Raw genomic sequence first — 23,204 nt, forward strand, 5'->3', positions numbered from 1 at the left:
CCGTCTATTTGCTTGCAAGCAGTTGGGGACGCAGGACCGGTCCCGCTTCGCCGGAGTTATTCCGATCAGTAATGCGGAGGCCTTGTCACTGGCGCCGCCTCGCGGGTCGATTCCTCCAGTGTCAGAAAACGCTCGGTCAACCGATCGAGTTTGGCACGGGTTTGCTCAACCACTTTCCATTGCTCGGCAAGCTGATCGGACAGTTCATCGATTACCTTGGCCTGATGGGCGGCCAATTCCTCAAGCTGCACCAGTCTAGTCTCGTCACTCACGGCAGCAATCCTCTCCATATTCTTCCAAACCTGAATGTGGGCCGGGATTTAGAGGATGTCCTGGATCCGGTCCAGCCTTCGATCAGGCACGGAGCCTGGGGCGCTCCTGATAAACACTTGCCGAACCGCTCGTTCTGAAACGCGCCACGAGCGTGGCAAGGCTACCGCTAATGCTGACGAGGCTCTGGGCTGCGGCATTCGTTTCCTCCATCAGCGCGGCATTTTGCTGGGTAATCTGGTCCATGCTGCGAACAGAAGCGTTGATCTGATCGATGCCGGATGCCTGCTCCTGCGCAGAATAGGCGATCGAGGTAATGTGTTCGTCGATCGCCTTTACCCGCGTGCCTATGCCGGTCAGCGCTTCGCCGGCACGATTGACGAGACCGACACCGCGTTGCACATCACCTGCGGAGCGATCGATCAACTCCTTGATCTCCTTGGCCGCCGCGGCCGATCTTTGTGCCAATTCACGCACTTCCTGGGCAACGACAGCAAAACCCTTGCCCTGCTCACCTGCACGCGCCGCTTCGACACCAGCATTCAATGCCAGCAGGTTCGTCTGGAATGCGATCTCGTCAATTGCGCCGATGATCTGGGTCATCTTTTGCGATGATTCCGCGATATCGTCCATGGCGGAGATCGCCTGATGGACAACCTCGCCGTTCCTCTGCGTCTCTACCGCCGATTCGCGGATGATGGTCTGCACCTCTTGCGTTCGCTTGGCCGCCTGACCGGACAGTGCTGTAATCTGCTCGAGCGCTGCTGCGGTCTGTTCGAGCGACGCCGCCTGCTGTTCGGTGCGCTTCGCCATGTTGTCCGCCGCAGTTGAGATATCGCCGACTTCTGCACGAACCTGACCGACAGACTGATTGATTTCCCCCATAGCCGCATCCAGTGCGGCAACTGAGGAATTGTAGTTAGCCTTGAGTGTATGGAAATTCGGCGCGAGTTCCTGATCAAGCTCTGCCGTCAGATCACCACCGGCAAGATCCTTCAGCGCCTGCCCCAATGCCTCGAGAGCGCCATCTTGCTCCTGCTTGGCCGCAACGCGTTCTTCCTCTATCTTTCGGCGACCGTCTTCCAGCGCTTCCAGATAGACCGAGATGGCATAGTCCATGTCGACCATCGCCGCCTTGACCACTGCTGAAAGGTGATCTGCCAGCACACCGGCCTTCTTGTCGAGGAAGAACCCCTTCATCTCCTTGGCAATGACGGCACGGATGATGCCGTCGAGAATGAGTGCATAGCCACCGATATACCAGCGCGGCTCAAGGCCAAGCCGGGCATGCGTCTTGCCGATCGCGGAAACCGCATCGACATAATCGCCATCATACCGGCCGGACGAGATGACGTCCCAATGGCTCGCCTGACGTTCTTTCGCATGCGTTATGTGAGCGTCGCTGGAAAAGAATTTAGCGGTATGCGGATGCGCCTTGGCTTTCTGATAGAAAGCATCAAGAGCCGGGCCGACGGCGCCTGTGACTACCGGTTGGACATTCGCGAGATGGCGGCGCTCAATCTCTCCGAGCCCGACGAAATTCAGGCGCTCGGCAAGAACGGCCTTCTGGTCTTGATTTCTCATTTTGCCCCCGGTCCCATGTTGAGCCGTTTTACGGATTGCACGCGGCATCACTCTACAATGAAGCCTACCCGCGAAAGTTTAACTCACTGTTATCCAATCACCCTAAGCTTTCATTAATCATAACTTGTTGCCGATATACTAACGGACGAAGAATTGGGACTTTAGTCGCTGGGGACATCACGCGGGGCGGGTTCACTGGCTCAATCGATCCAATCGCTTGCGTTCTGCCATGCAAATCCTTAGCTCCTGTGCAACAGGCAAACCGCGATTCTCCATGGCGCAAAAGACTTCGATCTCACGGCTTAAGCTTACCGACTTCCGCAATTACGCGGCAGCTTCGCTTGTGCTCGACAGCAGGCATGTGGTGCTGACGGGAGAAAACGGTGCCGGCAAGACCAACCTGATGGAGGCAATATCCTTCCTTTCACCCGGGCGAGGTTTCAGGCGCGCCGTGCTTACTGACGTGACACGGGTGGGTGCTGACGGAGGTTTTGCCATCTTTGTCGATCTCGACGGAATGCAGGGCGAGGTTGCAATCGGCACGGGCACAGAGCCGGGTGACGGCGAGAGTGTCAGCCGCAAGCTGAGGATCAACAGCACGCCGGCCAAATCCACCGAGGAGCTTTCCGACCATCTGAACGTGTTGTGGCTGACGCCGTCGATGGATGGGCTGTTTACCGGCTCGTCATCGGACCGGCGGCGCTTTCTCGACCGGCTTGTGCTTTCGCTCGATCCCACCCACGCTCGAAGGGCAAGCGACTTCGAGCGTTCCATGCGCAGCCGTAACCGACTTCTTTCGGAGGGGCGCTTTGATCCTGCGTGGCTGACGGCGATAGAAACGCAGATGGCGGAACTCGGGATAGCCATGGCTGCCGCACGGCATGAAATGTTGGGCCTGCTCCAGTCTCTCTCGGTCAATTCCGCCGAGACACCGTTCCCGACACCGGCCCTGGCACTCGAAGGTTTCATGGATGGCGGCATGGATCGCCCGGCGGCTGATCTGGAAGAGGATTATCTTATCGCCCTGCGCAACGGACGCGGGCGTGACGCAGCCGCGGGCCGTACACTCGAAGGCCCGCACCGCGTCGATCTTCTCGTGCGCCATCAGGAGAAGAATATCGAGGCTTCGCGATGCTCCACCGGAGAGCAGAAGGCATTGCTGATCGGGCTCATTCTCGCCCATGCCCGATTGACGGCGGATATGACCGGTTTCGCACCTATCCTGTTGCTCGACGAAATCGCCGCGCATCTCGATGAGGGGCGGCGTGCGACATTGTTCGATCTGGTAGATGGGCTCGGCGGACAGGCCTTTATGACCGGCACCGACCAATCGATGTTTGTAGCCCTCGGAGACCGCGCACAGTTCTTTACGGTGAGCCATGGAAGCGTGACGCCGGGAAAAGCCTGACGATAGATGCTTAACCGGAAGAGGTGGTGGTGATATGAAATCGATCATGGAAAACCAGGCTTCGCAACTGCCGGAGACGGCACTCACCCCGGACGAGATCGAGCGTTACAAACGCCATATCCTGCTGCCGGAAATCGGCGGAACCGGCCAACAGAAGCTGAAAGCCGCCCGTGTTCTGGTGATCGGCGCCGGTGGCCTTGGTGCCCCCGTGCTGGAATATCTCGCCGCAGCCGGTATCGGCACGATCGGCATCGCCGATGACGACCGGGTATCGCTTTCCAATTTGCAGCGCCAGGTGATCCATGATTCCGGCACGATCGGCGAAATGAAGACGAAAAGCGCGCGCGACAAGATCGCCCGCCTCAATCCGCATGTCCGGGTCGTCGATTTCGAGGAACGGTTTTCGCCCGAATGGGCGAGGCTGCATCTGCCGCGCTTCGATCTTCTTGTCGACGGGTCCGACAATTTCGATACGCGATATGCGGCGGCGGACGCCGCTGAGACGGCAAGGATCCCGCTCGTCACCGGCGCCGTCGGGCGCTTCGATGGTTCCGTCACGGCGCTCAAGCCCTATGAGAGCAGCGCAGACGGCGTGCTCAACCCGACCTATCGCGACCTGTTTCCCGAAAAGCCGCCGGAAGGATTGATCCCTGCCTGTGCGGAGACCGGCGTGGTCGGGGCTCTGACCGGCGTCATCGGCACTCTGATGGCGATGGAAGTCATCAAGCTGATCACCGGCATCGGCGAACCGCTCGTCGGCCGACTGATGCTCTACGATGCGCTTTCGGCCCGGTTCGACACGATCAGATACAAACGCAGAAAGAGGTCGTCGGCAGAATGATCACCATTATCAGGATCGACAACGGCTTTGGCCGCTGGGACGAATTGCTCGCGCTTATCCTCTCTTCCTTCTCCTACATGGACGAGATCATCGATCCGCCCTCCTCGGCACACCGGCTGACACTTGCCTCACTCGCGCAAAAGGCCACGAGCGAGATTGCATTCGCCGCCCTGGAGGAAAACTGTCTGGTCGGTTGCGTGTTCCTGAAACCCGAAACCGATTGCCTTTATGTCGGGAAACTCGCGGTCGCGCCGGGTCAACAAGGCAAGGGGGTCGGCCGCCGGCTGCTGAAGGTTGCGCAAGATACTGCGCATGAACTGAATCTGCCGGCGCTCAGGCTGGAAACGCGCATCGAGCTTGTCGGCAACCACACGACCTTCGGCCGCTGGGGATTTCAGAAGACGGCAGAAAAGTCTCATCCGGGCTTTGACCGGATCACCTTCATCGAAATGCGCAAGCAGCTCGAGCCGACCCCGGCCTGAATTCAATTCCGGCCGGGCAGAACACGGTTCGGCGGGCGATGACCGTCGAAAAAGGCTCGGATATTGATGATGACCTTATCGCCCATGTCGATCCGGCCCTCGATCGTGGCCGAACCCATATGGGGCAACAGAACGACCTTGCCTTCATTCGCAAGCTTGACGAGTTTTGGGTTGATCGCCGGCTCGTTCTGATAAACGTCGAGGCCAGCACCGGCGATCTTGTCTTCACGCAGAAGCTTGATCATCGCCATCTCGTCGATGATGTCGCCACGCGCCGTGTTGACGATGATCGCCGTCGGCTGCATCAGCGCAAGGCGCCGGGCTGACACAAGATGAAAGGTTCCGGGTGTCGACGGGCAATTCACCGAAACGATATCGACGCGGGCCAGCATCTGGTCGAGGCTGTCCCAATAGGTCGCCTCCAGTTCGCTCTCTGTCGCCTGATTGACCGGCTTGCGGTTATGATAGTGGATGGATAGGCCGAAAGCCTTGGCGCGTCTTGCGACCGCAGTGCCGATCCGGCCCATCCCGATAATACCGATCCGTTTGCCCCAAATCCGGCGTCCGAGCATCCAGGTCGGGCTCCAGCCGGCCCAATCGCCGGGATTGTCGGTCAAAATACGCGAGCCTTCAGCAAGGCGACGGTTGACGGCAAGGATGAGCGCCATCGTCATGTCCGCCGTGTCCTCGGTCAGGACGTTCGGCGTATTGGTGACGGTAATGCCCTTCTCAGCCGCCGCATCGACATCGATGTGATCCGTACCGTTGGAAAAACCGGCAATAAGCTTCAGTTGCGGACCTGCTGAGGCCAGAAGCTCGGCATCGATCTTGTCCGCGATTGTCGGTACAAGTACGTCGGCACTCGCCATCGCGGCCGCAAGCTCTTCGCGTGAACGCGGCCGGTCATCGATGTTGAGCTCGGCGTCGAAGAGTTCGCGCATGCGCGTCTCGACGGCGTCCGGTAGCTTGCGCGTGATATAAACCCTGGGTCTTTTCTTCGCAGTCATCGCTCCGCCACCGCAATTTTAGCAGGTCATTAACCAAGTCGCGCGATAGTCGATCCTATCCTTGGGCGTTCTAGCAGACCCACCGGCGAAGACAAACAAAACCTCGCAAACGGGCCATGAAGCACATCCGCGGATCGTCAGTCAGGATCCACAAAAATGCGCCGCCTCATCATCATCATCGTAGCCATCTGCTTTCCCCTGATCGCAACGCTCTCCGCTATCGTGCCTGTCTATGCACAGGGCGCTGCAAAAGGTGCAAGCGGCCTGCCGCTACCGCGTTTTGCCAGTCTGAAATCAAAGAAAGTCAATATCCGTATCGGGCCGAGCACCGATTATGCGGTTTCATGGATGTACATGAAGGCAGGTACGCCCATGGAAATCATCCAGGAATATGACAACTGGCGGCGCGTGCGTGACGCTGAGGGCACCGAGGGCTGGGTGAACCAGGCGCTGCTTTCGGGCGAGCGTACGGCAGTTGCGGCTCCATGGATGCGCGGGAAGGGCCAGGACATCTATGTCAACATGCGCCGCGACCCGCAAAGCTCGGCCGCGATCATCGCGAAGCTTCAGCCGGGTGTTCAGCTTACCATCAAGGAATGCAACGGCGACTGGTGCCAGGCGGAAACCGGTGGTGCCGAGGGCTGGGTAGCCCAAGGCGAAGTCTGGGGTGTTTACCCGGGCGAAGCCTTTAAATAAGGCCCGCCTCAGCTGCTGCTTCTTTCAGCGATACCAGCGGACGCGGGCCGATCTGCTGGATAACTTCAGCTGCAGCTAGGCAACCGAGCTTGCCGCAGTCTTCCAGCGAACGGCCTTGCGTATAGCCGTAGAGGAAGCCGGAGGCGAAGAGATCGCCGGCACCCGTCGTATCGACCAGTTCATCGATAGCATAGGCATCGATCTTTACCCGCTCGCTTGCGCGGACGATGACCGCACCCTCTTCGCTGAGCGTGACCGCGGCCAGCTTGCAGTCTGCGGCGATCTTGCCAAGAGCCAGTTCGAAATCTTCCGTCTCGTAGAGCGACAGCAGTTCATGCTTGTTGGCGAAAACGATATCGACGGTGCCTGAACGCATCAGATCCAGGAATTCGGCGCGGTAACGGCCGACGCAGAACGGGTCGGAAAGCGTCATCGACACTTCGCGGCCGTTTTCATGGGCGATGCGCGCTGCCTCGCGGATGGCGTCTTTGGCGCGCGGCGGGTCCCAGAGATAACCCTCGAAATAGGTGACCTTGGCTTCGGCTACGACTTCTTCCTCAACATGCTCGGGGCCGAGTTCGACGCAGGCACCGAGATAGGTGTTCATCGACCGTTCGCCATCGGGCGTGACAAAGATCATCGAACGAGCCGTGGGGGGATGAAGACCATCCGGCTTTGTCTGGTAGTGAACACCCTGCGCGCGGATGTCGTGCTGGAAGATCTGGCCCAGCTGATCCTCGGCAACCTTGCCGAAATAGGCGGCCTTGCCGCCGAAACCTGCAATGCCGGCAGCCGTATTGCCGGCCGAACCACCCGACGCCTCGACTGCAGGTCCCATCTTTGAATAAAGAAATTCGGCGCGCTCGGCATCGATAAGGTTCATGGCGCCCTTGATGATCGCATTGTCTTCAAGAAACGAATCCTCGCAACGGGCGAGGATATCGACGATGGCGTTGCCGATGGTCAGCACGTCGAACTTTGGCATTCAGTCTTCTTCCTTTTGCGTTCAAGCTGCGCCATGGGTAGTGGCCTTTTCCGGCCAAGGGAAGAAGAAATGTTTTGCGTCCATGCCAGCCGCGCATCGGATTGGTTCAGGTTTATCATCTGTCATCTGGCCGTCACGGTTTTCGCATATGTTGATCCCGTCCGGTAAGGTTGGCTGCCACGGATGTACTGGCGGCTGACTGCCGGATTTTTCATTCCGTTATAGATCTGGATCAGAGCACGGTTGCATATATGCATTTGTTGCTCGGAGGCTTATGCGCTAGACGCATAGGATCGGAATATTCCAAGGTCCTACCGTGTCGCTCGTCCTCGCCAATGTCCTCCCGGTCTTCATTCTCATTCTGCTCGGCTGGCTGATCGCCAAATCCGGCCTTCTCAAAGCGGAGACCGGCGATGCGCTGGGCGAATTTGTCTTCAAGATCGCCGTTCCCATGCTGATCTTCCGCACGCTAGCAACCGCGCATTTCGAAGGCGTTTCGCCCTTCAGACTGTGGACCGCCTATTTTATAGGTGTCGCGATCACCTGGACCATCGGGGCATTTATGGCCAAACGCGCCTTCGGGCGTGATGCCAAAGTTGCCGTGATTGCAGGCATGTCGGCAAGCTTCGCCAATAATGTCTTCATCGGCCTTCCGCTGGTCGATCATATCGTCGGACAAGATGGGCTTGTTGCCATCTCCATCCTTCTCGCAATCCATCTGCCGATCATGATGATTGTCGGTACAGTGCTTATGGAAAGCGCCTCAGCCAAGGTGGATGGCACCGCTGCCCGCGGTATTGTCGCCGTGCTCAAGCAGGTGGGGACAAACCTTGCTCGCAACCCGCTCGTCATCGCCTTGACACTCGGGCTTGCCTTCAATCTTTCCGGCCTGTCGATGAATGCACCCATTGCCCTGGTCGTCGATCAGATTGCCGGCTCAGCCAGCCCGGCTGCGCTGATTTCCATCGGGATGGCGTTGACCCGCTATCCGATCAAGGGTGACCTTGGGCTTTCGACCAGTTCAGCGCTGCTCAAGCTTTTCATCCTGCCCGCATCCGTCTTCGGTGCCTGCCATATGCTCAACCTGCGGCCAGACTGGACAGCTGCGCTGGTTCTGACTTCCTCTGTTCCAACGGGCATCAATGCCTGGCTGATTGCCCAGCGATTTCGCTCCAGCCAGAGCCTCGCGGCCTCCGTCATCAGCATTACGACCGCCTTCGGCGTCATCTCCGTCAGCATGTGGGCGTGGCTACTCACCTGACGTGAGAACAGAATGCAAAACGCCCGGCTGGACCGGGCGTCAGACTTTAAATTCGGCAGTGCAAATCAGTTCGTTGCCGGCGCCGGCGCGTTCGGATCCGGCAGCGGCGCCGGGGTGTCGGACTGCTCGCGGATATAGGCGAGCAGATTGGCGCGTTCCTTGTCGTTCTTGATACCGGCAAAGCCCATGGCCGTGCCCTTCACGTAAGCCTTCGGGCCGGCAAGGAAGTGGTTGAGATGGTCAAAGGTCCAGGTTTCCTGGCCACCCTTGGAAAAGTCCTTCATGCCGGCCGAATAGGAGAAGCCCTCATGCGTGGCGACCGGGCGATTCACGAGACCCCAGAGATCAGGGCCAACCTTGTTCGGCCCTCCCTTCTCGATGGAGTGACAGCTCTGACACTTCTTGAAAACTGCAGCACCGGCTGCGGCATCTGCACTCGCCAAAAGCTGGCCGACAGGCACGGCGGCAGGGGCTGCTTCGGCTGCGGCCGCCTCACCACCGGCTGCTTCTTCAGCTGCGGCAATGGCAAAGCCTTCCTTTTCAGGAGTCGGAGAATGAAAAATACCCTCCGAAGCGATCGAAACCGACATCATCACAAAAACAGTGGCCAGCAACGCGCCGACCGACATATTCACGTAGGGGTTCATCCAGAGCTCCTTCCCATCTCGTTGGCTACCCTTGGGACCAACTTGCGGTACAAACGGCCATCTTGCAATCGCGCGGAAGCTATGTCTTTTGCCAAATCGTTGCAATTGGAAACAAAACGCGCCGCATGAGACTATTTGACACTCTTGACGCGAGAACAGAAGGCCTTCGATGACACAACCGGCAGCAGAAAAAACACTGGTCCTGATCCCGGCCCGAATGGCCTCGACGCGACTGCCGAACAAGCCGCTTGCCGACATCGCCGGCCTGCCGATGATCGTTCAGGTGGCAAAGCGCGCCGAGGAAGCAAAAGCTGGACGTGTTGTCGTCGCCGTCGATGAACAGGTCGTTTTCGATGTCGTCAAGGCAGCCGGTTTCGATGTCGTCATGACCCGCCAGGATCACCAGTCCGGCTCGGATCGCATCTACGAGGCGCTGCAGAAGGCTGACCCGGATGGCAAGGCTGAATTCGTCATCAACGTCCAGGGCGACCTGCCGACGATCGAGGCGGACGTGGTACGTGCTTCACTTCAACCGCTGCTCGACAACCCCTCGACCGACATCGCGACTCTGACGGTCGAAATCACCGACGAACACGAGAAAACCAATCCCAATGTGGTGAAGATCGTCGGCTCGCCGATTTCCGAAACCCGGTTGAAGGCACTCTATTTCACCCGCGCGACCGCTCCCTATGGTGATGGCCCGCTTTACCATCACATCGGCCTTTACACCTATCGCCGCGCGGCTCTGGAAAAATTCGTCGCGCTCGGCCCCTCGCCGTTGGAAATGCGCGAGCGGCTGGAGCAGCTTCGGGCGCTTGAAGCCGGTATGCGGATCGATGCCGAGATCGTGCACTCGATTCCGCTCGGCGTCGACACACCGGCAGACCTTGAGAAAGCCCGTGCAATCCTGATGTCGCGCCAATCCTGAAAAAGAGGCCCACGATGACCACGCTGACCAATCGCATTGCCTTCCAGGGCGACTACGGCGCCAATTCCGACATGGCTTGCCGCGACATGTTCCCCGATATGGAGCCACTGCCCTGTGCGACCTTCGAAGATGCCTTCCAGGCGCTCGAAAGCGGCGAAGCCGATCTGGCTATGATCCCGATCGAGAACACGATTGCCGGTCGCGTGGCGGATATCCACACGCTGCTGCCGGAATCGCGGCTGCATATCATCGGCGAATATTTCATGCCGATCCGCTTCCAGCTGATGGTTCTGCCGGACGTCAAGCATGACGAAATCCGCACGGTTCACAGCCACATCCATGCGCTGGGCCAATGCCGCAAGATCATCCGCTCGAACGGCTGGAAAGCCGTCGTTGCCGGCGATACGGCGGGTGCCGCCAAGATGGTGGCGGAAAAAGGCGACCACTCAATGGCAGCGCTTGCCCCGCGTCTTGCTGCCGATCTCTACAAGCTCGAGATTCTGGCCGAAAACGTCGAAGACACGGAAAACAACGTGACCCGCTTTGTCGTTCTCTCGCGCGACGAGAAGTGGGTACAGCGCAACGATCCGGAAGACGTGATCGTCACGACCTTCGTTTTCAACGTCCGCAACATCCCCGCAGCCCTCTACAAGGCAATGGGTGGTTTTGCCACCAACGGCATCAACATGACCAAGCTCGAAAGCTATCAGCTGGGCGGCAAGTTCGTGGCGACGCAGTTTTATGCGGATATCGAAGGCCATCCGGACGATGCACCGGTGCGCCGCGCGCTGGAAGAACTGCGGTTCTTCTCCGAAAAAGTCCGCATCCTCGGCAGCTACAAGGGCCACCCGATGCGCGGCGCGCTGCAGAAAGCGTAAGGCGCTTCAACGCGCCAAGCCGAAAGAGGCAGGGTATCCTAACCGGTGATTTGTAAAAGGCGGCGTGTTCTACGCCGCCTTTCGTGTTTCAAGCTGCTTCGCTCCTTGCATAGACCCGCAGTCGATGACCATCGGGATCAGTCACGACGAAGGTGTAGCCGAAGTCCAGCTCCACCGGCGTCTGCAGGACGCGCAGACCCTTACTCGCCCAATCGCTATAAATACGATCGACATCAGCAGGCTTTTCGAGCCGGTAGCATATTTCCACCGAGCCGCTTTCTGCCGTCACAGCCGGCTGTGCCGTATGGCGAGACCACAGACCGAGCTTCAAGCCGTTGGACAGGACGAAGAGTGCGAATGTCGGTGAGCTTTCCACCGGTTCGACGCCGAGCAGATCGCGGTAAAATGCGGCGCTTGCAAACGGATTGTCGACGAAAAGAATAGTGAAATCAGGATGAACCATGTCAGTGCTCCTTGTTGAGACTGACCGGAATTTATTCCACCATGCTGTCAAATTCTGTCAGCAGCGATCTAGCCCGGCGTGGGAATGCCTTCCGCCCGTCGCCACTCTTTCAGCAATGCCGGGCGACGGCGCGGGTAACGCTTTCCTGTCGAGACCGCGGAGATGATGCGGTCCGTGCGGAAATGTCGAAATCCCTGGCGCAGCTCGCACCAGCCGACCATCACCCGCACACTGTCGAAAAAACCGAGCGCAAAAGGCCAGACGCGGCGCTCCGTCAGCGCGCCCCTTTCATCCTCATAGGCAAGGTGGAGCATGTGTTCGGCGCGGATCGCCTTGCGGATCATCGCCAGATCGCTCCTGTCTTCCCTGTTTCGCGGCGCAGCCACAAGCAGCGTGGAGTTGTCGATCTCTTCCTTGAGTTCTGCCGGCAGGACTGCGGCGATCTTCTGCAACGCATCCACGGCACCTGCCGCGAGTATGGGATCCGCCATTTTCGCAACCCAGCGGGAGCCGAGCACGAGCGCCTCGATCTCCTCTTGCGAAAACATCATCGGCGGCAACATGAAACCGGGCTTCAGGACATAGCCGAGCCCCGCCTCCCCCTCGATCAAAGCCCCCTGCGCCTGCAGGCTGGCGATATCGCGGTAGAGTGTACGGAGGCTGACGCCAGTTTCGGCGGCAAGCGTTGCGCCACTGACCGGCTGCCGATACCGCCGCATGACCTGCAGGAGGACAAGAAGGCGCTCCGAGCGGGCCACTGTCATCAGGCGCCTCCGGTTTCCGGCCTGCTCAATCGGGCCGCGGAACTGTTACTCAAGCGACGCCCGATTGCTCGTCCGGCCAGTCGATCCAGTCCTTCATCAGCCGATAGGCGATCGCGCCGCTGGCCGGGCCGAAGGGTTTCATATCCGGGCCAGCGTCGAGCATGTGCCTGACCTCGTCACGGGTGAACCAGCGGACATCCGACATTTCCTGCGGATCGATGGTGATCTCGGTCGAAATGGCTTCGGAGTAACAGCCGATCATCAGCGAGTGCGGCATCGGCCAGGGCTGGGACGCATGATAACGCACCCGACCAACCTCGATGCCCGATTCCTCGACCGTCTCGCGGCGCACCGCATGTTCGATCGTCTCGCCCGGTTCGACGAAACCGGCAAGGCAGGAATACATGCCCTCCTGAAAATGGTGGCTGCGACCGAGCAGGCAGCGATCGTTTTCCTGATCGACCGTCAACATGATCACCACCGGATCGGTGCGCGGGAACATCATGTGCTGGCACTGAGTACAGACCCGCTTGTAGCCGCCGATCTTCATTTCCGTCGACGAGCCGCATTTGCCGCAGAAGCGGTTGGCGGCGTTCCAAGACAGAAGCGAGATCGCCTGGGCGACCTCGCCCTGCAGTTCCGCGTCGATCAGCGCTTCGCGGTAGAGCGCACGGGCATCGGTGGGCTTGTACTGGCCGGCGAGTTCTTCCGCCGGGCCATCGACCGGTATCGCCACACGCGGCTCGCCGTTTTCGCGGTAGCCAAGCAGGATGGCATTGTCGAAATCGGGCTTAAGTTCCGCCAGTTCATAAGCCGCAAAAAGCGGGTCTAGAACCTGCTCGTCGTGCTTGAGAATGAGCTTTGCGCCGGCGAAGGCGAGAATATGGGTGCCGTCGATCGCGAGCGCCTCGCTGATACAATCATCCGCGCGATACTCGGCCCTTCGGTCGAGCCTGTTGCCGGAAAAGGCAGTCAGATTGCCAGGCTCCGGATGGGGTGCGTCCGTCTCGAAAAGTTTTCTTGTCATGATACGAGATTTTCCGTCAGGCTTTTGATCAACGACTGCTTGGCTGCATCTTCATAAGGTTCCGCTTGACCATAACCCCAGATCGGGCCGGGCCAGTTCGGATCGCCGTCGGACCGTGCGACGATATGCACATGCAGCTGGCGAACGATATTGCCGATAGCAGCCACATTGATCTTTTCGGCTCCCGTGGCCTTTTTAAGCGCGGCCGCGACCATGTTGGTCTCGAAGGTCAGAAGCGCCTGGTCGAGCGGCGTCAGCTGGAACAGCTCGCTCACGTCATTGCGCTGCGGCACCAGCATGAACCAGGGCCAGCGGCTGTCCTTCATCATCCTGAGCTGACAGAGGCCGAGGCTTTCCACGAGCTCGGTATCTCTGGCAAGCCGTGGGTCCAGTTCAAAGGCGCGCAAGCGGTCCTCCCGGCATTTTCGTTGTTGTGATTTTTGCTTCCGATAGTTTTTTACAGGGTTGGCTTGCATTTGGAAGCGTTTTTGCCGATATGTGCGGCGGGAGGTTGGTGGTGGACGAGCCACTCGCCAACCGGGTCAGGTCCGGAAGGAAGCAGCCCTAACGAGCCCGGCACGGGTCGCCGTGCCAGCCTCCCACCTTCTCATCTTGGTCAACACCCGGTCCGGTCAAGATCGCCTGACTGCCGGAATGGCCCGTACAGGCCCGAGGGCCTATAGTCAGGACCTTATGAGCGACAGCGGGCCGACATCGATCAATCCCTCTTCCCCTGCCCCTTCGGGCAGTACCGGATATCGGGTACTCGCCCGCAAATACCGGCCGAAGGATTTCTCCGACCTGATGGTCGGCCAGGAGCCGATGGTCCGTACGCTGACCAATGCGTTCGAGACCGGCCGCATTGCCCAGGCCTATATGCTGACGGGCGTGCGCGGCGTCGGCAAGACGACCACCGCACGCATTCTCGCCCGTGGGCTGAACTACAAGACGGCCGAAATCGACCGCCCGACGATCGACCTGCGTGAACCTGGCGAACATTGCCAGGCGATCATGGAAGGCCGGCATGTCGACGTGCTCGAGATGGACGCCGCGTCTCATACCGGTATCGACGATATCCGAGAGATCATCGAGCAGGTGCGCTACCGCCCGGTTTCGGCGCGGTACAAGGTCTATATCATCGACGAAGTGCACATGCTCTCGACGCAGGCCTTCAACGGGTTGTTGAAGACGCTCGAAGAGCCACCGGAGCATGTGAAGTTCATTTTCGCGACGACGGAAATCCGCAAGGTTCCGATCACCGTCCTGTCGCGCTGCCAGCGCTTCGACCTGCGCCGGATCAGCGCTGCCGATCTGGTCGGTCTGTTCTCCACGATTCTTGAGAAGGAAGGCGTGCCAGCCGAGCAGGAAGCTCTGGCGATGATCGCGCGTGCTGCAGAAGGCTCCGCCCGCGACGGCCTGTCGCTGCTCGACCAGTCGATCGCCCATGGCGGCGGCAGCGTGCATGCCGATACCGTGCGCGGCATGCTGGGCCTTGCCGACCGCGCACGTATCGTCGATCTGTTCGAGCATATCGTGAAGGGCGACATCACGGCGGCGCTTTCCGAATTCAACGCGCAGTACGAGGCCGGCGCCAATCCGGTCGTCGTCCTGACGGATCTGGCCGATTTCACTCATCTGGTCACCCGGTTCAAATATATCCCCGAAGCTGCCGACGATCCTTCGCTGAGCGAAGTCGAGCGCGTGCGCGGCCGGGAGTTTTCCGAAAATGTTGCGGTCAGCGCGCTGTCGCGTATCTGGCAGATGCTGCTCAAGGGCATTCCGGAGGCTGAAGGTTCTTCGCGCCCGGCAGGTGCTGCCGAAATGGTGCTGATCCGGCTGACGCATGCGGCATCGCTCCCCTCTCCCGAGGATGCGGCGCGGCGGCTGGCGGATTTTGCCAGTAGCGATGGCCAGCCTATGCCCAATGGCGGCGGCGGAAATGGCGGCGGGCGCGGCACACAGATGGCGCAGCAGGCGACCGTCAACGCCCGTGGCTTCGATGGCGGCCAGCGCGCTCCATCCGGCGGACCGACAGCCATGCTGCAGGCGGTGCCGAACACGACGCCACGGGAGATGCCCGTCGGCCGCATCGAAGAACGCCCGTCAGAGAAACCGGAGCCGAAGGTTGCCGTCCGCTCGTTGCATGACATCGTCGATCTCTGCACCGAAAACCGCGATCCGAGACTGAAGGCGCTGGTGCGCAATTTCGTGCGGTTGGTTAAGATCGAACCCGGCCGCCTCGATATCCGCATGACGGAGGGTGGTCCCGGTACGCTGCCCGGTGAACTCGGCGTCAAGCTGAAGGACTGGACCGGTATTCACTGGATCGTTTCGCTGAGCAAGGACGAGGGTGAGCCGACGCTGGTGGAGGCTGATGCCAGCGCTCGCGAAGCACGAATGACCGATGCGCGCTCCGATCCGGATGTCGCGGCGATCCTGTCGCAGTTTCCCGGCGCCAAGATCACCGACGTCAGAATTCGCGTGCTTGAGGAAGACAACGAAGTCGAGGATGCGCCGGCACCGGCCATCGCGGAATCCGCCGAGGGCGACATCCTGCCCGGCGACGACATCGAGCTATAAGAGAAGAAGAGGAATTACCGATGCGCGACATCATGGGCATGATGGGCAAGGTCAAGGAAATGCAGGCCAAGATGGAAAAGATGCAGGCGGATATCGCCGCTCTTGAAGTCGAAGGCACTGCCGGCGGCGGTCTCGTCACCGTCAAGATGAACGGCAAGGGCGAAATGCTCGGCCTGAAGATCGATCCGTCGCTGTTCAAGGAAGACGATATCGAGATCCTCGAGGACCTGATCGTTGCCGCACACAAGTCGGCCAAGGATCGTGCCGAGCAGATCACCGCCGAAAAGACCAAGGAACTGACCGCCGGCCTGCCGATCCCGCCCGGCATGAAGCTGCCGTTCTGATTTCACATTGAAAGGGCGGTTCGGATGACATTGGCTTCCCTGCTCGTATTCGCCGCCGCGCTGTTCGTCGCGGCGGGGTCTCCCGGCCCCAGCATCGCCGCACTTGTCTCGCGCGTGCTGACCAAGGGCTGGCGCGACGTGCTGCCCTTCCTGATGGCGATGTGGGTCGGTGAGACCGTCTGGCTGTCCTTTGCGGTTGCCGGGCTTTCGGCCATCGCCGAGAGTTTTCAGCCCGTCTTCGTTGCGATCAAGTGGATAGGCGTCGCCTATCTCCTTTTTCTCGCCTGGAAAATGTGGTTTGCCCGAACGGACGGCGCTGACGGCGAACTGCCGGAAAGCCGATCTGCGGCAAAAATGTTCTTTGCCGGACTGACCGTGACGCTCGGCAATCCGAAGATCATGATGTTCTACGTCGCGCTTTTGCCGTCTATCATCGACCTCCACGGCGTCACGATGGTCGGATGGCTGGAACTGGTCGCCGCGATGCTGATCGTGCTTGCGACCGTCGACATCGTCTGGATCACGCTGGCGAACAAGGCGCGGCAATTCCTCAAAAGCCCCCGGGCGCTAAAAATAGCCAACCGGGTTTCCGCAGGCACCATGGCCGGCGCGGCCGCGGCAATCGCGACCCGATAAAAACCTCAGAAATTATATCTGACGCCGACGACATTGGCGTTCGAACCACCATGCATGTCGCCAAGCGTGCCCCATGCGCCGGAGCGGTGGTGCAGGCGCCAGAAAACCTCAAGCTCCGGGCGAGAAACGGTGCTGAAGCTCAATTCCGGGCCAAGATAAAAGAGCGTCGAGGCATCGCCGTCGCGCGTCTCTTCGTTCTTCTTTTCGCGTCCATCCATCGTTTCGGTCACATGGCTCAGGCCGAATGTGAAGGACGGAATGATACGGATCGTGTTGGCGATCTCGATCGCATCGTAACGGCCGACCACACCACCCCAGATCTCTGCATTGGTATTGCCGCCGAAGCGCCCGGCGAGGCCTGCTTCAAGGCCCAGCTTCACCGACCCGATACTGTAGGGAAAGAACTGGTAGCCAATCCCGAAGATCGGATGATCCTCGTAATCGACGCCGAAGGGATTGGCCGATTCCGCCATGTCTCCATCGACCATTGCTCCGCCGAAGGTGAAGAGCGAATGCTCTACATCAGTCTCCTCGGCCGCAGCTGCGCCTGCCGTCGCGAGCTGGACGATCAGCGCGCCGGACAAAAAACCGAAAGGGATGCGTCTTAGAAAACTCATACAAAGCTCCGCATAGCCATCGATTAAGCGGTATAGGGCCTTAACTCTAAGCAACCACATCACCAAACATCACGGCTTCGTGATTACCTTTTAATTAGGAGCAAGCTGAAATCGTTCTCTCCAACGGATACCGATCGGCACCGAGAGAAAGCGGTTCCTCTCCGCATCCGACACTTTCCGCCCTGCTGAATTCAGGAGTTCGGAAACAGGTACGCGCTCGTCGGCATAAAACTCATGCCTCACCATGTCTCCGATCTGGAGGCTTCCCGGCGTAATGACCCTGCAATAGATGCCGGGCCGACCTGCTTTTAGAAATGTCCTGGAGAATTTCGGATCCTCCATACGAGCGGCAAGCGTGTTGCAGGGCGCGCGGGGAGAGGTGGCTTCCAGCACGATCTCCCCGAGGTGAAACCGGTCACCCACTGCCACGTCCCGATTGTCGAGACCTTCGATGACGAGGTTCTCGCCGAATGTTCCAGGCGGCAGGTCGCGACCGAGTTCAGCGGCCCACCAAGCAAGCGTCAACGATCCCTCGAGCAGGATCGCCTGATCCGGTCCGCCATGGTGCTTCTTGTTGCAGACGACATCCCCGACCAGGCCGAGCTGATCGATCAGGACGGGACCGTTTACCGGTGTCTTGTAGATGCCGGTCTTGTAGCTCTTTCCGGGCAACCGTTCCGCCTGGCCGATGCAGATCGCGAGAAGTTTCATGCAGCCCTGGTCCTTCGGTCTTTCCGTTCAACCGACATATGGGCTAAAGGGAGAACATGGCAAAGCGAGTCACCGGCCCCGAAATCGAAAAACTCATCCAGCTTCTGGCGAAAGTCCCGGGCCTAGGTCCGCGGTCTGCGCGCCGGGCAGCGCTGCATCTGATCAAGAAGAAGGATCAGCTGCTCGGTCCGCTATCGCTTGCGATGGGCGAGGCCTATGACAAGGTGAAGATCTGCTCGCGCTGCGGCAATGTCGATACGTCCGATCCCTGCACCGTCTGCACCGACATCCGCCGTGACCACTCGATGCTGATCATCTGCGAAGACGTTTCCGACCTCTGGGCGCTGGAGCGCGCCGGTGCGATGAATGCCGCCTACCATGTTCTCGGTGGCACGCTGTCGCCGCTCGACGGTGTCGGTCCCGACGACCTCAATATCCGGGCGCTTGTCGATCGCGTCAGCGAAGGCACCGTCAAGGAGATCATCATCGCGGTCAACGCAACGGTCGAGGGGCAGACAACGGCGCATTACATCACCGACCAGCTTTCCGATTTCAACGTCAAGATCACCAGACTTGCCCATGGCGTGCCGGTCGGCGGCGAACTCGATTATCTCGACGAAGGCACGCTGACCGCAGCGCTTCGGGCACGCACGGCGATCTGATCTCTGGAGGCAACGGATGCGGAAATTCACCCCCCTCTGGCCTGCTTGCCATCTCCCCCACAAGGGGGGAGATCAGCTGGGTGTGAGCTCTCCGACCCAAAGCAACGTGTCCGCTGGGAATACGGATTCTTTGAAGGCGAAGGTCCAACCGCTTGTGATCTCCCCAGCTGTGGGGGAGATGCCCGGCAGGGCAGAGGGGGGCTTGCTCGCGCAAACAGCAAGCGTGCTGTTCGCTGCACTCCTCACCCTCCTTCCCCTCCCCGCACTTGCCCAAAGCAAGCCTGATGTCGAACGCCAGTTCCAACGGTGGATCGCCAGTGATCTTGGTCCCGAAGCCCGCAAGGCGGGGATTTCGGACAAGACGCTTAACGCCGCATTTGATGGCATCAAGCTCAACTGGAGCCTGCCGGATCTCGTGCCGCCCGGCTCCAAGCCGCCGAAGCAGCAGGACCAGAGCCAGGCTGAATTTTCCTCTCCCGGCGCCTATTTCAACGAGAACCGGCTGCAGACTCTCGGACTTGCAGGGCGCGGGCTTGCCGGCACCTATGCCGCCGGACTGAAGAAGATCGAAGCCGCCTACGGCGTTCCCGGCGAGATCATCATTGCCGTATGGGGCCGTGAATCCGGTTTCGGAAAGGCGAAACTGCCCTATTCTGCGATCGAAGTGCTGGCCACCAAGGCCTTCATGTCGACCCGCAAGCCGATGTTCCGCGAAGAACTGATCGCGGCGCTGACAATGATCGAGCGCGGCGATGTGAGTGCTGCGACGATAAAGGGATCCTGGGCCGGAGCGCTCGGCCAGCCGCAGTTCATGCCGACGAGCTACCTGAAATATGCGGTCGACTTTGACAAGGACGGCCATCCGAATATCTGGAATTCGGTGCCGGACACACTGGCATCCATAGCCAACTATTTGAAACACGAAGGCTGGCAGGCAGGTCGCGACTGGGGATTCGAAGTATCCATCCCTGAAAATGTGTCCTGCGCGCAGGAGGGGCCTGATCTCGCCAAGCCGATTTCCGCCTGGGCGTCGACCGGAATTACGCGGATTTCCGGCAAGGCGTTTCCGGCTTCGGAAATGAAGGCACAGGGTATGATGCTTCTGCCGGCCGGCCGCAACGGGCCGGAATTCATCGTCACGCCGAATTTCTACGTGCTGAAGGAATATAACAATTCCGACCTCTACGCGCTGTTCATCGGCAATCTGGCCGATCGCATCGCTCATGGCGGCGGGTCGTTCCAGGCCAAGTGGGGCGATGTCGGCAAGATGCTGCGCTCAGACGTGCTTGCCATGCAGAAGGCGCTGGTCGCCAAGGGTTATGACGTCGGCAATGTCGATGGATTACCAGGCTTCAAGACCCGCCGATCGCTCGGCGACTGGCAGGCAAAGGCCGGCATCTCTCCGACCTGCTATCCGGATGCGTCGCTGAAGGCCAAGCTACGATAGGTCAAGCTTCAAGCCTTCGTGGCTGGCGACAAAACCGAGTTTTTCGTAGAAGCGGATCGCATCCGGCCTCCGCTTGTCCGAGGTCAGTTGCAGAAGGCCACAGCCTCTTTTTCTGACCTGCTCCACGGCCCATTCGATCATGGCTGCACCCAACCCATTGCCGCGATGGTCAGCGGCAATCCTGACGCTTTCGATCTGGCCTCGCCACATGCCCTTGCGTGACAAGCCGGGAATGAAGGAAAGCTGCAAGCAGCCGATCACCTTTTCATCGTCATCGACCGCAACGACCAGCAATTGGTTGCGATCGGCTTCAATTGCGGCAAAAGCCTCGCGGTAAGACTGATCTACCGCCCCGAACGCAGCTTCTCTGGCTGCGCCGAGCGGATCATCCGCCAGAAGCGCGATGATTTCGGGCAGATCGGCGGAGTTTGCCTTGCGGAACATCGACATGCCTCAATGCAGATCGACATGGTGCTTGTGGAAGATATCGTCTTTCGGCGGGATCGTCTGCCGCTCGATCATGCGGTGGACCCGCGGTCCCTCCACGCCCCTGTGAAGCTTCCGGATCGCGTCCCAGATTTCTTCGTCGATCTGCAGGCGGCGGCGGTTATGGCGGACATAATCGGCCCAGGTCGCGGTGTGATAGGTCTCCGTCCAGATTTCCGGATGTTCGAGGTCGCGCATCAAGGCCCATTGGCGTGCTCCGTCGCGAATGCGAACCCGGCGGCGGCGCGCCATCAGGGTGAGGAATTCGGGAATATCTTGCTCGGCGATCTCATAGTCGATCTGCAATACGATCGGGCCGCTTCGTGGCTGCAGGTCGAGCCGCAGCATCGGTTCATTGAATTTGTTGAGCGGGCTCAGGTCGACATCGGTAAATTGCGGCAGCGGGTTTCTCAAGCCGGCAAGCCCACCCACGAGCATTGCAAGGCTGGCGAGGCTCAAGGACACCGAAACACCGAGATTTTCAGCACCAACGCCCCAGATCCAGCTGCCGACCGCCATGCCGCCGAATGTCGTCGTCTGGTAGAAGGACAATGCGCGGCCGACAACCCAGCGCGGTGCCGACAGCTGCACGGTCGTGTTGAAAAGCGAAAGGGCCAGAACCCAGCACGCCCCCGGCACGATCAGCACGAGTGCCGTCAGCGCGGTATTGGTGCTGAGCGCGATGACGGAGGAACTTGCCGCAAAGCCGAGGAAAGCGAACTGGACAATCCTCTCGCTCGTCAGCTTTTCGCGCAGTCGCGCATTCGACATGGCGCCACCGATCGCGCCTACGCCGAAACAGCCGAGCATGATGCCGTATGTCAACGGTCCGCCCGAGACGAGATCACGCGCGACGATCGGCAAAAGCGCCAGGATGGCGCTGGCAGAAAAACCGAAGAGCATGCCGCGCAAGAGAACATTGAGGATGTTCGGTGACATGGAAACATAACCGAGGCCTGCCGAAAGCGCTCTCAGAAGCGTTTCGCGCGGCAACGCATCGTCGCGGCGCTCCGGCTTCCAGCGCAGCAGCGCATACATGAGCGCAACGTAACTTGCGGCATTCAGAGCGAAGGCCGCTGCTGCACCTGCCGCTGCGACGACAGCGCCGCCGATCGCCGGTCCGACACTGCGGGTAATATTGAAGCCGACGCTGTTGAGCGTCACGGCCTGGGGCAGCATTTCACGAGAAACGATATCGCCGACGGACGCCTGCCATGCGGGATTGTTGAGCGCCACGCCGCAACCGAGCAGGAATGTGAAACAGAGAAGCAGCCAGGGCGTCAGCAGGTCCAGATAGGCAAAGATGGTCAGGGCGATCGAAACAGCCAGCATGAACAACTGCGCCGTCAGCATGATACTGCGTCGGTTGAAATTGTCGGCGAGAGCCCCTGCGATCAACGAGAACATCATGATCGGCAGTGTGGTGGAAGACTGGACGAGCGCCACCATGTCCTGCGAATTGGAGATCGAGGTCATCATCCAGGCGGCGCCGACGGCCTGAATCAAGCCACCGAAATTCGATGCAAGGCTCGCTATCCATATTGTGCGGAAGGTCTGGTTCTTGAACGGCGCGAGTGTTGCTATCCTGTCCGGCACGATGTGGCTCTTGCTCCTCTTCCCGACTCTCTGAACCGGTTATAGACGTCGATCAGGCTAATTCCAGCTTTGAATGGCGGAAATGCGGAAGTCTTGCAATTGCCGGTCCAAGCGCGTATATGCAGCCCATATTCTTGATCGTCCGATGAAGAGTGGGCCCACACCGGACCCGCTCTTTTTTGTTAGGCGATCGCTTCAACCCGCACTTTGAGCGGGGATTGAACCGGAGAGCTTATGCAGCAGACAGACCACGAGCCGCGTCTCATCGTCGAGACAGGTCTCGACCTCAGGATCGCCGAAATCATCGAGCCGGTACTGACCGCCATGGATTACCGTCTAGTCCGTGTGCGCATGCTGAACCTGAACGGCATGACCCTGCAGGTCATGGCCGAGCGCAATGATGGCACGATGGATGTCGAAGGCTGCGAAGCCGTATCGGTCGCCATCTCACCCGTTCTTGATGTGGAAGATCCGATCGATCGCGAGTATCATCTCGAAGTGTCCTCGCCCGGTATCGACCGGCCGATGGTGCGCAAGTCGGATTTTGCCCGCTGGACCGGCCATCTGGTGAAATGCGAAACGTCGATCATGATCGACAACAAGAAGCGTTTCCGCGGCAAGATTGCCGACGTCAACGAAGAAGGCTTCACCGTCGAGCGCGACCAGGTCGCCTATGGCGAGGAGCCGCGGGTCGTCATCCCGTTCTCGGCGCTGGCCGAAGGCAAGCTGATTCTGACGGACGATCTGATCCGCGATGCGCTGAGAGCCGACAAGCTCGCCAAGCAGCAGGCCGCGAACCAGAACGACGAAGCTGAAGACGAAGAATAATCGACCAACACACTGGCCTTTCCGAGGAGGGAAGGCCGCCAGAATTGGACCTACGG

26 protein-coding genes and 1 other RNA gene are annotated in these 23,204 nt (G+C 59.6%); 14 read left to right on the plus strand and 13 right to left on the minus strand.

Annotated features, from left to right (window positions below; translation table 11 throughout):
* Window positions 1-65 precede the first annotated feature (65 nt).
* Window positions 66-272, minus strand: coding sequence for a SlyX family protein (locus tag HNQ72_RS14895; protein WP_183823872.1), 207 nt, complete (start codon window positions 270-272; stop codon window positions 66-68).
* A gap of 82 nt (window positions 273-354) precedes the next feature.
* Complete coding sequence (locus HNQ72_RS14900; RefSeq protein WP_183992945.1) at window positions 355-1,854, minus strand: globin-coupled sensor protein; 1,500 nt, start codon at window positions 1,852-1,854, stop codon at window positions 355-357.
* Between the two features lie 274 nt (window positions 1,855-2,128).
* Between HNQ72_RS14900 and recF the strand changes: the two genes are divergently transcribed.
* Genes recF through HNQ72_RS14915 form a run of 3 tightly spaced genes read left to right on the plus strand, consistent with a single transcriptional unit; the run spans window position 2,129 to window position 4,585 of the window.
* Entirely contained in the window at window positions 2,129-3,262 is a 1,134-nt protein-coding gene (gene recF / locus HNQ72_RS14905) for a DNA replication/repair protein RecF (protein WP_183992946.1), read from the plus strand.
* A 34-nt stretch (window positions 3,263-3,296) separates the two neighbouring features.
* Window positions 3,297-4,103 carry a molybdopterin-synthase adenylyltransferase MoeB gene (locus tag HNQ72_RS14910; protein WP_183992947.1) on the plus strand — a complete coding sequence of 269 codons (807 nt, stop codon included), beginning with the start codon at window positions 3,297-3,299 and terminating at the stop codon, window positions 4,101-4,103.
* Complete coding sequence (locus tag HNQ72_RS14915; RefSeq protein WP_183993157.1) at window positions 4,103-4,585, plus strand: GNAT family N-acetyltransferase; 483 nt, start codon at window positions 4,103-4,105, stop codon at window positions 4,583-4,585. The genes HNQ72_RS14910 and HNQ72_RS14915 overlap by 1 nt, the downstream gene beginning before the upstream one ends.
* Before the next feature lie 2 nt (window positions 4,586-4,587).
* Here the strand turns inward: HNQ72_RS14915 and HNQ72_RS14920 are convergent, their stop codons facing one another.
* Window positions 4,588-5,592 carry a 2-hydroxyacid dehydrogenase gene (locus tag HNQ72_RS14920; protein WP_183992948.1) on the minus strand — a complete coding sequence of 335 codons (1,005 nt, stop codon included), beginning with the start codon at window positions 5,590-5,592 and terminating at the stop codon, window positions 4,588-4,590.
* A 156-nt stretch (window positions 5,593-5,748) separates the two neighbouring features.
* On the opposite strand from HNQ72_RS14920, the gene HNQ72_RS14925 reads away from it, so the two are divergent.
* Window positions 5,749-6,288 carry an SH3 domain-containing protein gene (locus tag HNQ72_RS14925; protein WP_183992949.1) on the plus strand — a complete coding sequence of 180 codons (540 nt, stop codon included), beginning with the start codon at window positions 5,749-5,751 and terminating at the stop codon, window positions 6,286-6,288.
* Here HNQ72_RS14925 and HNQ72_RS14930 read toward each other — a convergent pair.
* Window positions 6,281-7,273 (minus strand): adenosine kinase, encoded by a 993-nt coding sequence (locus tag HNQ72_RS14930; RefSeq protein ID WP_183992950.1) that lies wholly within the window; start codon window positions 7,271-7,273, stop codon window positions 6,281-6,283. The genes HNQ72_RS14925 and HNQ72_RS14930 overlap by 8 nt on opposite strands.
* 316 nt (window positions 7,274-7,589) lie before the next feature.
* Between HNQ72_RS14930 and HNQ72_RS14935 the strand changes: the two genes are divergently transcribed.
* A complete protein-coding gene (locus HNQ72_RS14935; protein ID WP_183992951.1) occupies window positions 7,590-8,534 on the plus strand; it encodes an AEC family transporter in 945 nt (314 codons plus the stop codon).
* 65 nt (window positions 8,535-8,599) lie between these two features.
* Here HNQ72_RS14935 and HNQ72_RS14940 read toward each other — a convergent pair whose 3' ends face one another.
* Complete coding sequence (locus tag HNQ72_RS14940; protein WP_183992952.1) at window positions 8,600-9,181, minus strand: c-type cytochrome; 582 nt, start codon at window positions 9,179-9,181, stop codon at window positions 8,600-8,602.
* Window positions 9,182-9,350: 169 nt separating this feature from the next.
* Here HNQ72_RS14940 and HNQ72_RS14945 point away from each other — a divergent pair, with 169 nt between their 5' ends.
* Window positions 9,351-10,109 (plus strand): 3-deoxy-manno-octulosonate cytidylyltransferase, encoded by a 759-nt coding sequence (locus tag HNQ72_RS14945; RefSeq protein ID WP_183992953.1) that lies wholly within the window; start codon window positions 9,351-9,353, stop codon window positions 10,107-10,109.
* Window positions 10,110-10,123: 14 nt separating this feature from the next.
* Window positions 10,124-10,987 (plus strand): prephenate dehydratase, encoded by an 864-nt coding sequence (locus HNQ72_RS14950; RefSeq protein WP_183992954.1) that lies wholly within the window; start codon window positions 10,124-10,126, stop codon window positions 10,985-10,987.
* Between the two features lie 88 nt (window positions 10,988-11,075).
* Here the strand turns inward: HNQ72_RS14950 and HNQ72_RS14955 are convergent, their stop codons facing one another.
* The 4 genes from HNQ72_RS14955 to HNQ72_RS14970 form a co-directional block, all read right to left on the minus strand.
* Window positions 11,076-11,450 carry a VOC family protein gene (locus tag HNQ72_RS14955; RefSeq protein WP_183992955.1) on the minus strand — a complete coding sequence of 125 codons (375 nt, stop codon included), beginning with the start codon at window positions 11,448-11,450 and terminating at the stop codon, window positions 11,076-11,078.
* A gap of 68 nt (window positions 11,451-11,518) precedes the next feature.
* Entirely contained in the window at window positions 11,519-12,214 is a 696-nt protein-coding gene (locus HNQ72_RS14960) for a helix-turn-helix transcriptional regulator (RefSeq protein WP_183992956.1), read from the minus strand.
* Window positions 12,215-12,263: 49 nt separating this feature from the next.
* The gene (gene nudC, locus HNQ72_RS14965) at window positions 12,264-13,241 is read right to left on the minus strand and encodes an NAD(+) diphosphatase (RefSeq protein WP_183992957.1); all 978 of its coding nucleotides are present in this window, start codon (window positions 13,239-13,241) and stop codon (window positions 12,264-12,266) included.
* Window positions 13,238-13,648 carry an HIT family protein gene (locus tag HNQ72_RS14970; RefSeq protein WP_244654364.1) on the minus strand — a complete coding sequence of 137 codons (411 nt, stop codon included), beginning with the start codon at window positions 13,646-13,648 and terminating at the stop codon, window positions 13,238-13,240. The genes nudC and HNQ72_RS14970 overlap by 4 nt, the downstream gene beginning before the upstream one ends.
* Before the next feature lie 99 nt (window positions 13,649-13,747).
* Here HNQ72_RS14970 and ffs point away from each other — a divergent pair.
* The 4 genes from ffs to HNQ72_RS14990 all read left to right on the plus strand — a co-directional run bounded on the left by ffs (window position 13,748) and on the right by HNQ72_RS14990 (window position 16,801).
* An RNA gene (ffs, locus tag HNQ72_RS14975) (signal recognition particle sRNA small type) lies at window positions 13,748-13,844 on the plus strand.
* 90 nt (window positions 13,845-13,934) lie between these two features.
* Entirely contained in the window at window positions 13,935-15,821 is a 1,887-nt protein-coding gene (locus HNQ72_RS14980) for a DNA polymerase III subunit gamma/tau (RefSeq protein ID WP_183993158.1), read from the plus strand.
* A 20-nt stretch (window positions 15,822-15,841) separates the two neighbouring features.
* On the plus strand, window positions 15,842-16,165 hold the full coding sequence (locus HNQ72_RS14985) for a YbaB/EbfC family nucleoid-associated protein (RefSeq protein ID WP_112506836.1): 324 nt from the start codon (window positions 15,842-15,844) through the stop codon (window positions 16,163-16,165).
* Between the two features lie 24 nt (window positions 16,166-16,189).
* Window positions 16,190-16,801 carry a LysE family translocator gene (locus HNQ72_RS14990; protein ID WP_183992959.1) on the plus strand — a complete coding sequence of 204 codons (612 nt, stop codon included), beginning with the start codon at window positions 16,190-16,192 and terminating at the stop codon, window positions 16,799-16,801.
* Window positions 16,802-16,806: 5 nt separating this feature from the next.
* Here the strand turns inward: HNQ72_RS14990 and HNQ72_RS14995 are convergent, their stop codons facing one another.
* Complete coding sequence (locus HNQ72_RS14995; protein WP_183992960.1) at window positions 16,807-17,418, minus strand: hypothetical protein; 612 nt, start codon at window positions 17,416-17,418, stop codon at window positions 16,807-16,809.
* 90 nt (window positions 17,419-17,508) lie between these two features.
* Complete coding sequence (locus tag HNQ72_RS15000) at window positions 17,509-18,129, minus strand: MOSC domain-containing protein (RefSeq protein WP_183992961.1); 621 nt, start codon at window positions 18,127-18,129, stop codon at window positions 17,509-17,511.
* Window positions 18,130-18,185: 56 nt separating this feature from the next.
* Between HNQ72_RS15000 and recR the strand changes: the two genes are divergently transcribed.
* On the plus strand, window positions 18,186-18,791 hold the full coding sequence (gene recR / locus HNQ72_RS15005; protein ID WP_183823894.1) for a recombination mediator RecR: 606 nt from the start codon (window positions 18,186-18,188) through the stop codon (window positions 18,789-18,791).
* 178 nt (window positions 18,792-18,969) lie between these two features.
* Window positions 18,970-20,238, plus strand: coding sequence for a lytic murein transglycosylase (locus HNQ72_RS15010; protein ID WP_246450323.1), 1,269 nt, complete (start codon window positions 18,970-18,972; stop codon window positions 20,236-20,238).
* On the opposite strand, the gene HNQ72_RS15015 is transcribed toward HNQ72_RS15010, so the two are convergent.
* Window positions 20,230-20,688, minus strand: coding sequence for a GNAT family N-acetyltransferase (locus HNQ72_RS15015; protein WP_183992963.1), 459 nt, complete (start codon window positions 20,686-20,688; stop codon window positions 20,230-20,232). The genes HNQ72_RS15010 and HNQ72_RS15015 overlap by 9 nt on opposite strands.
* 3 nt (window positions 20,689-20,691) lie before the next feature.
* Window positions 20,692-22,320 carry an MFS transporter gene (locus HNQ72_RS15020; RefSeq protein WP_183992964.1) on the minus strand — a complete coding sequence of 543 codons (1,629 nt, stop codon included), beginning with the start codon at window positions 22,318-22,320 and terminating at the stop codon, window positions 20,692-20,694.
* A 234-nt stretch (window positions 22,321-22,554) separates the two neighbouring features.
* On the opposite strand from HNQ72_RS15020, the gene rimP reads away from it, so the two are divergent.
* Complete coding sequence (rimP, locus tag HNQ72_RS15025) at window positions 22,555-23,148, plus strand: ribosome maturation factor RimP (protein WP_183992965.1); 594 nt, start codon at window positions 22,555-22,557, stop codon at window positions 23,146-23,148.
* The last annotated feature ends 56 nt before the right edge of the window (window positions 23,149-23,204 follow it).

Origin of the sequence: Aliirhizobium wenxiniae, assembly GCF_014201355.1 — a bacterium.
GTDB lineage: Bacteria > Pseudomonadota > Alphaproteobacteria > Rhizobiales > Rhizobiaceae > Neorhizobium > Neorhizobium wenxiniae.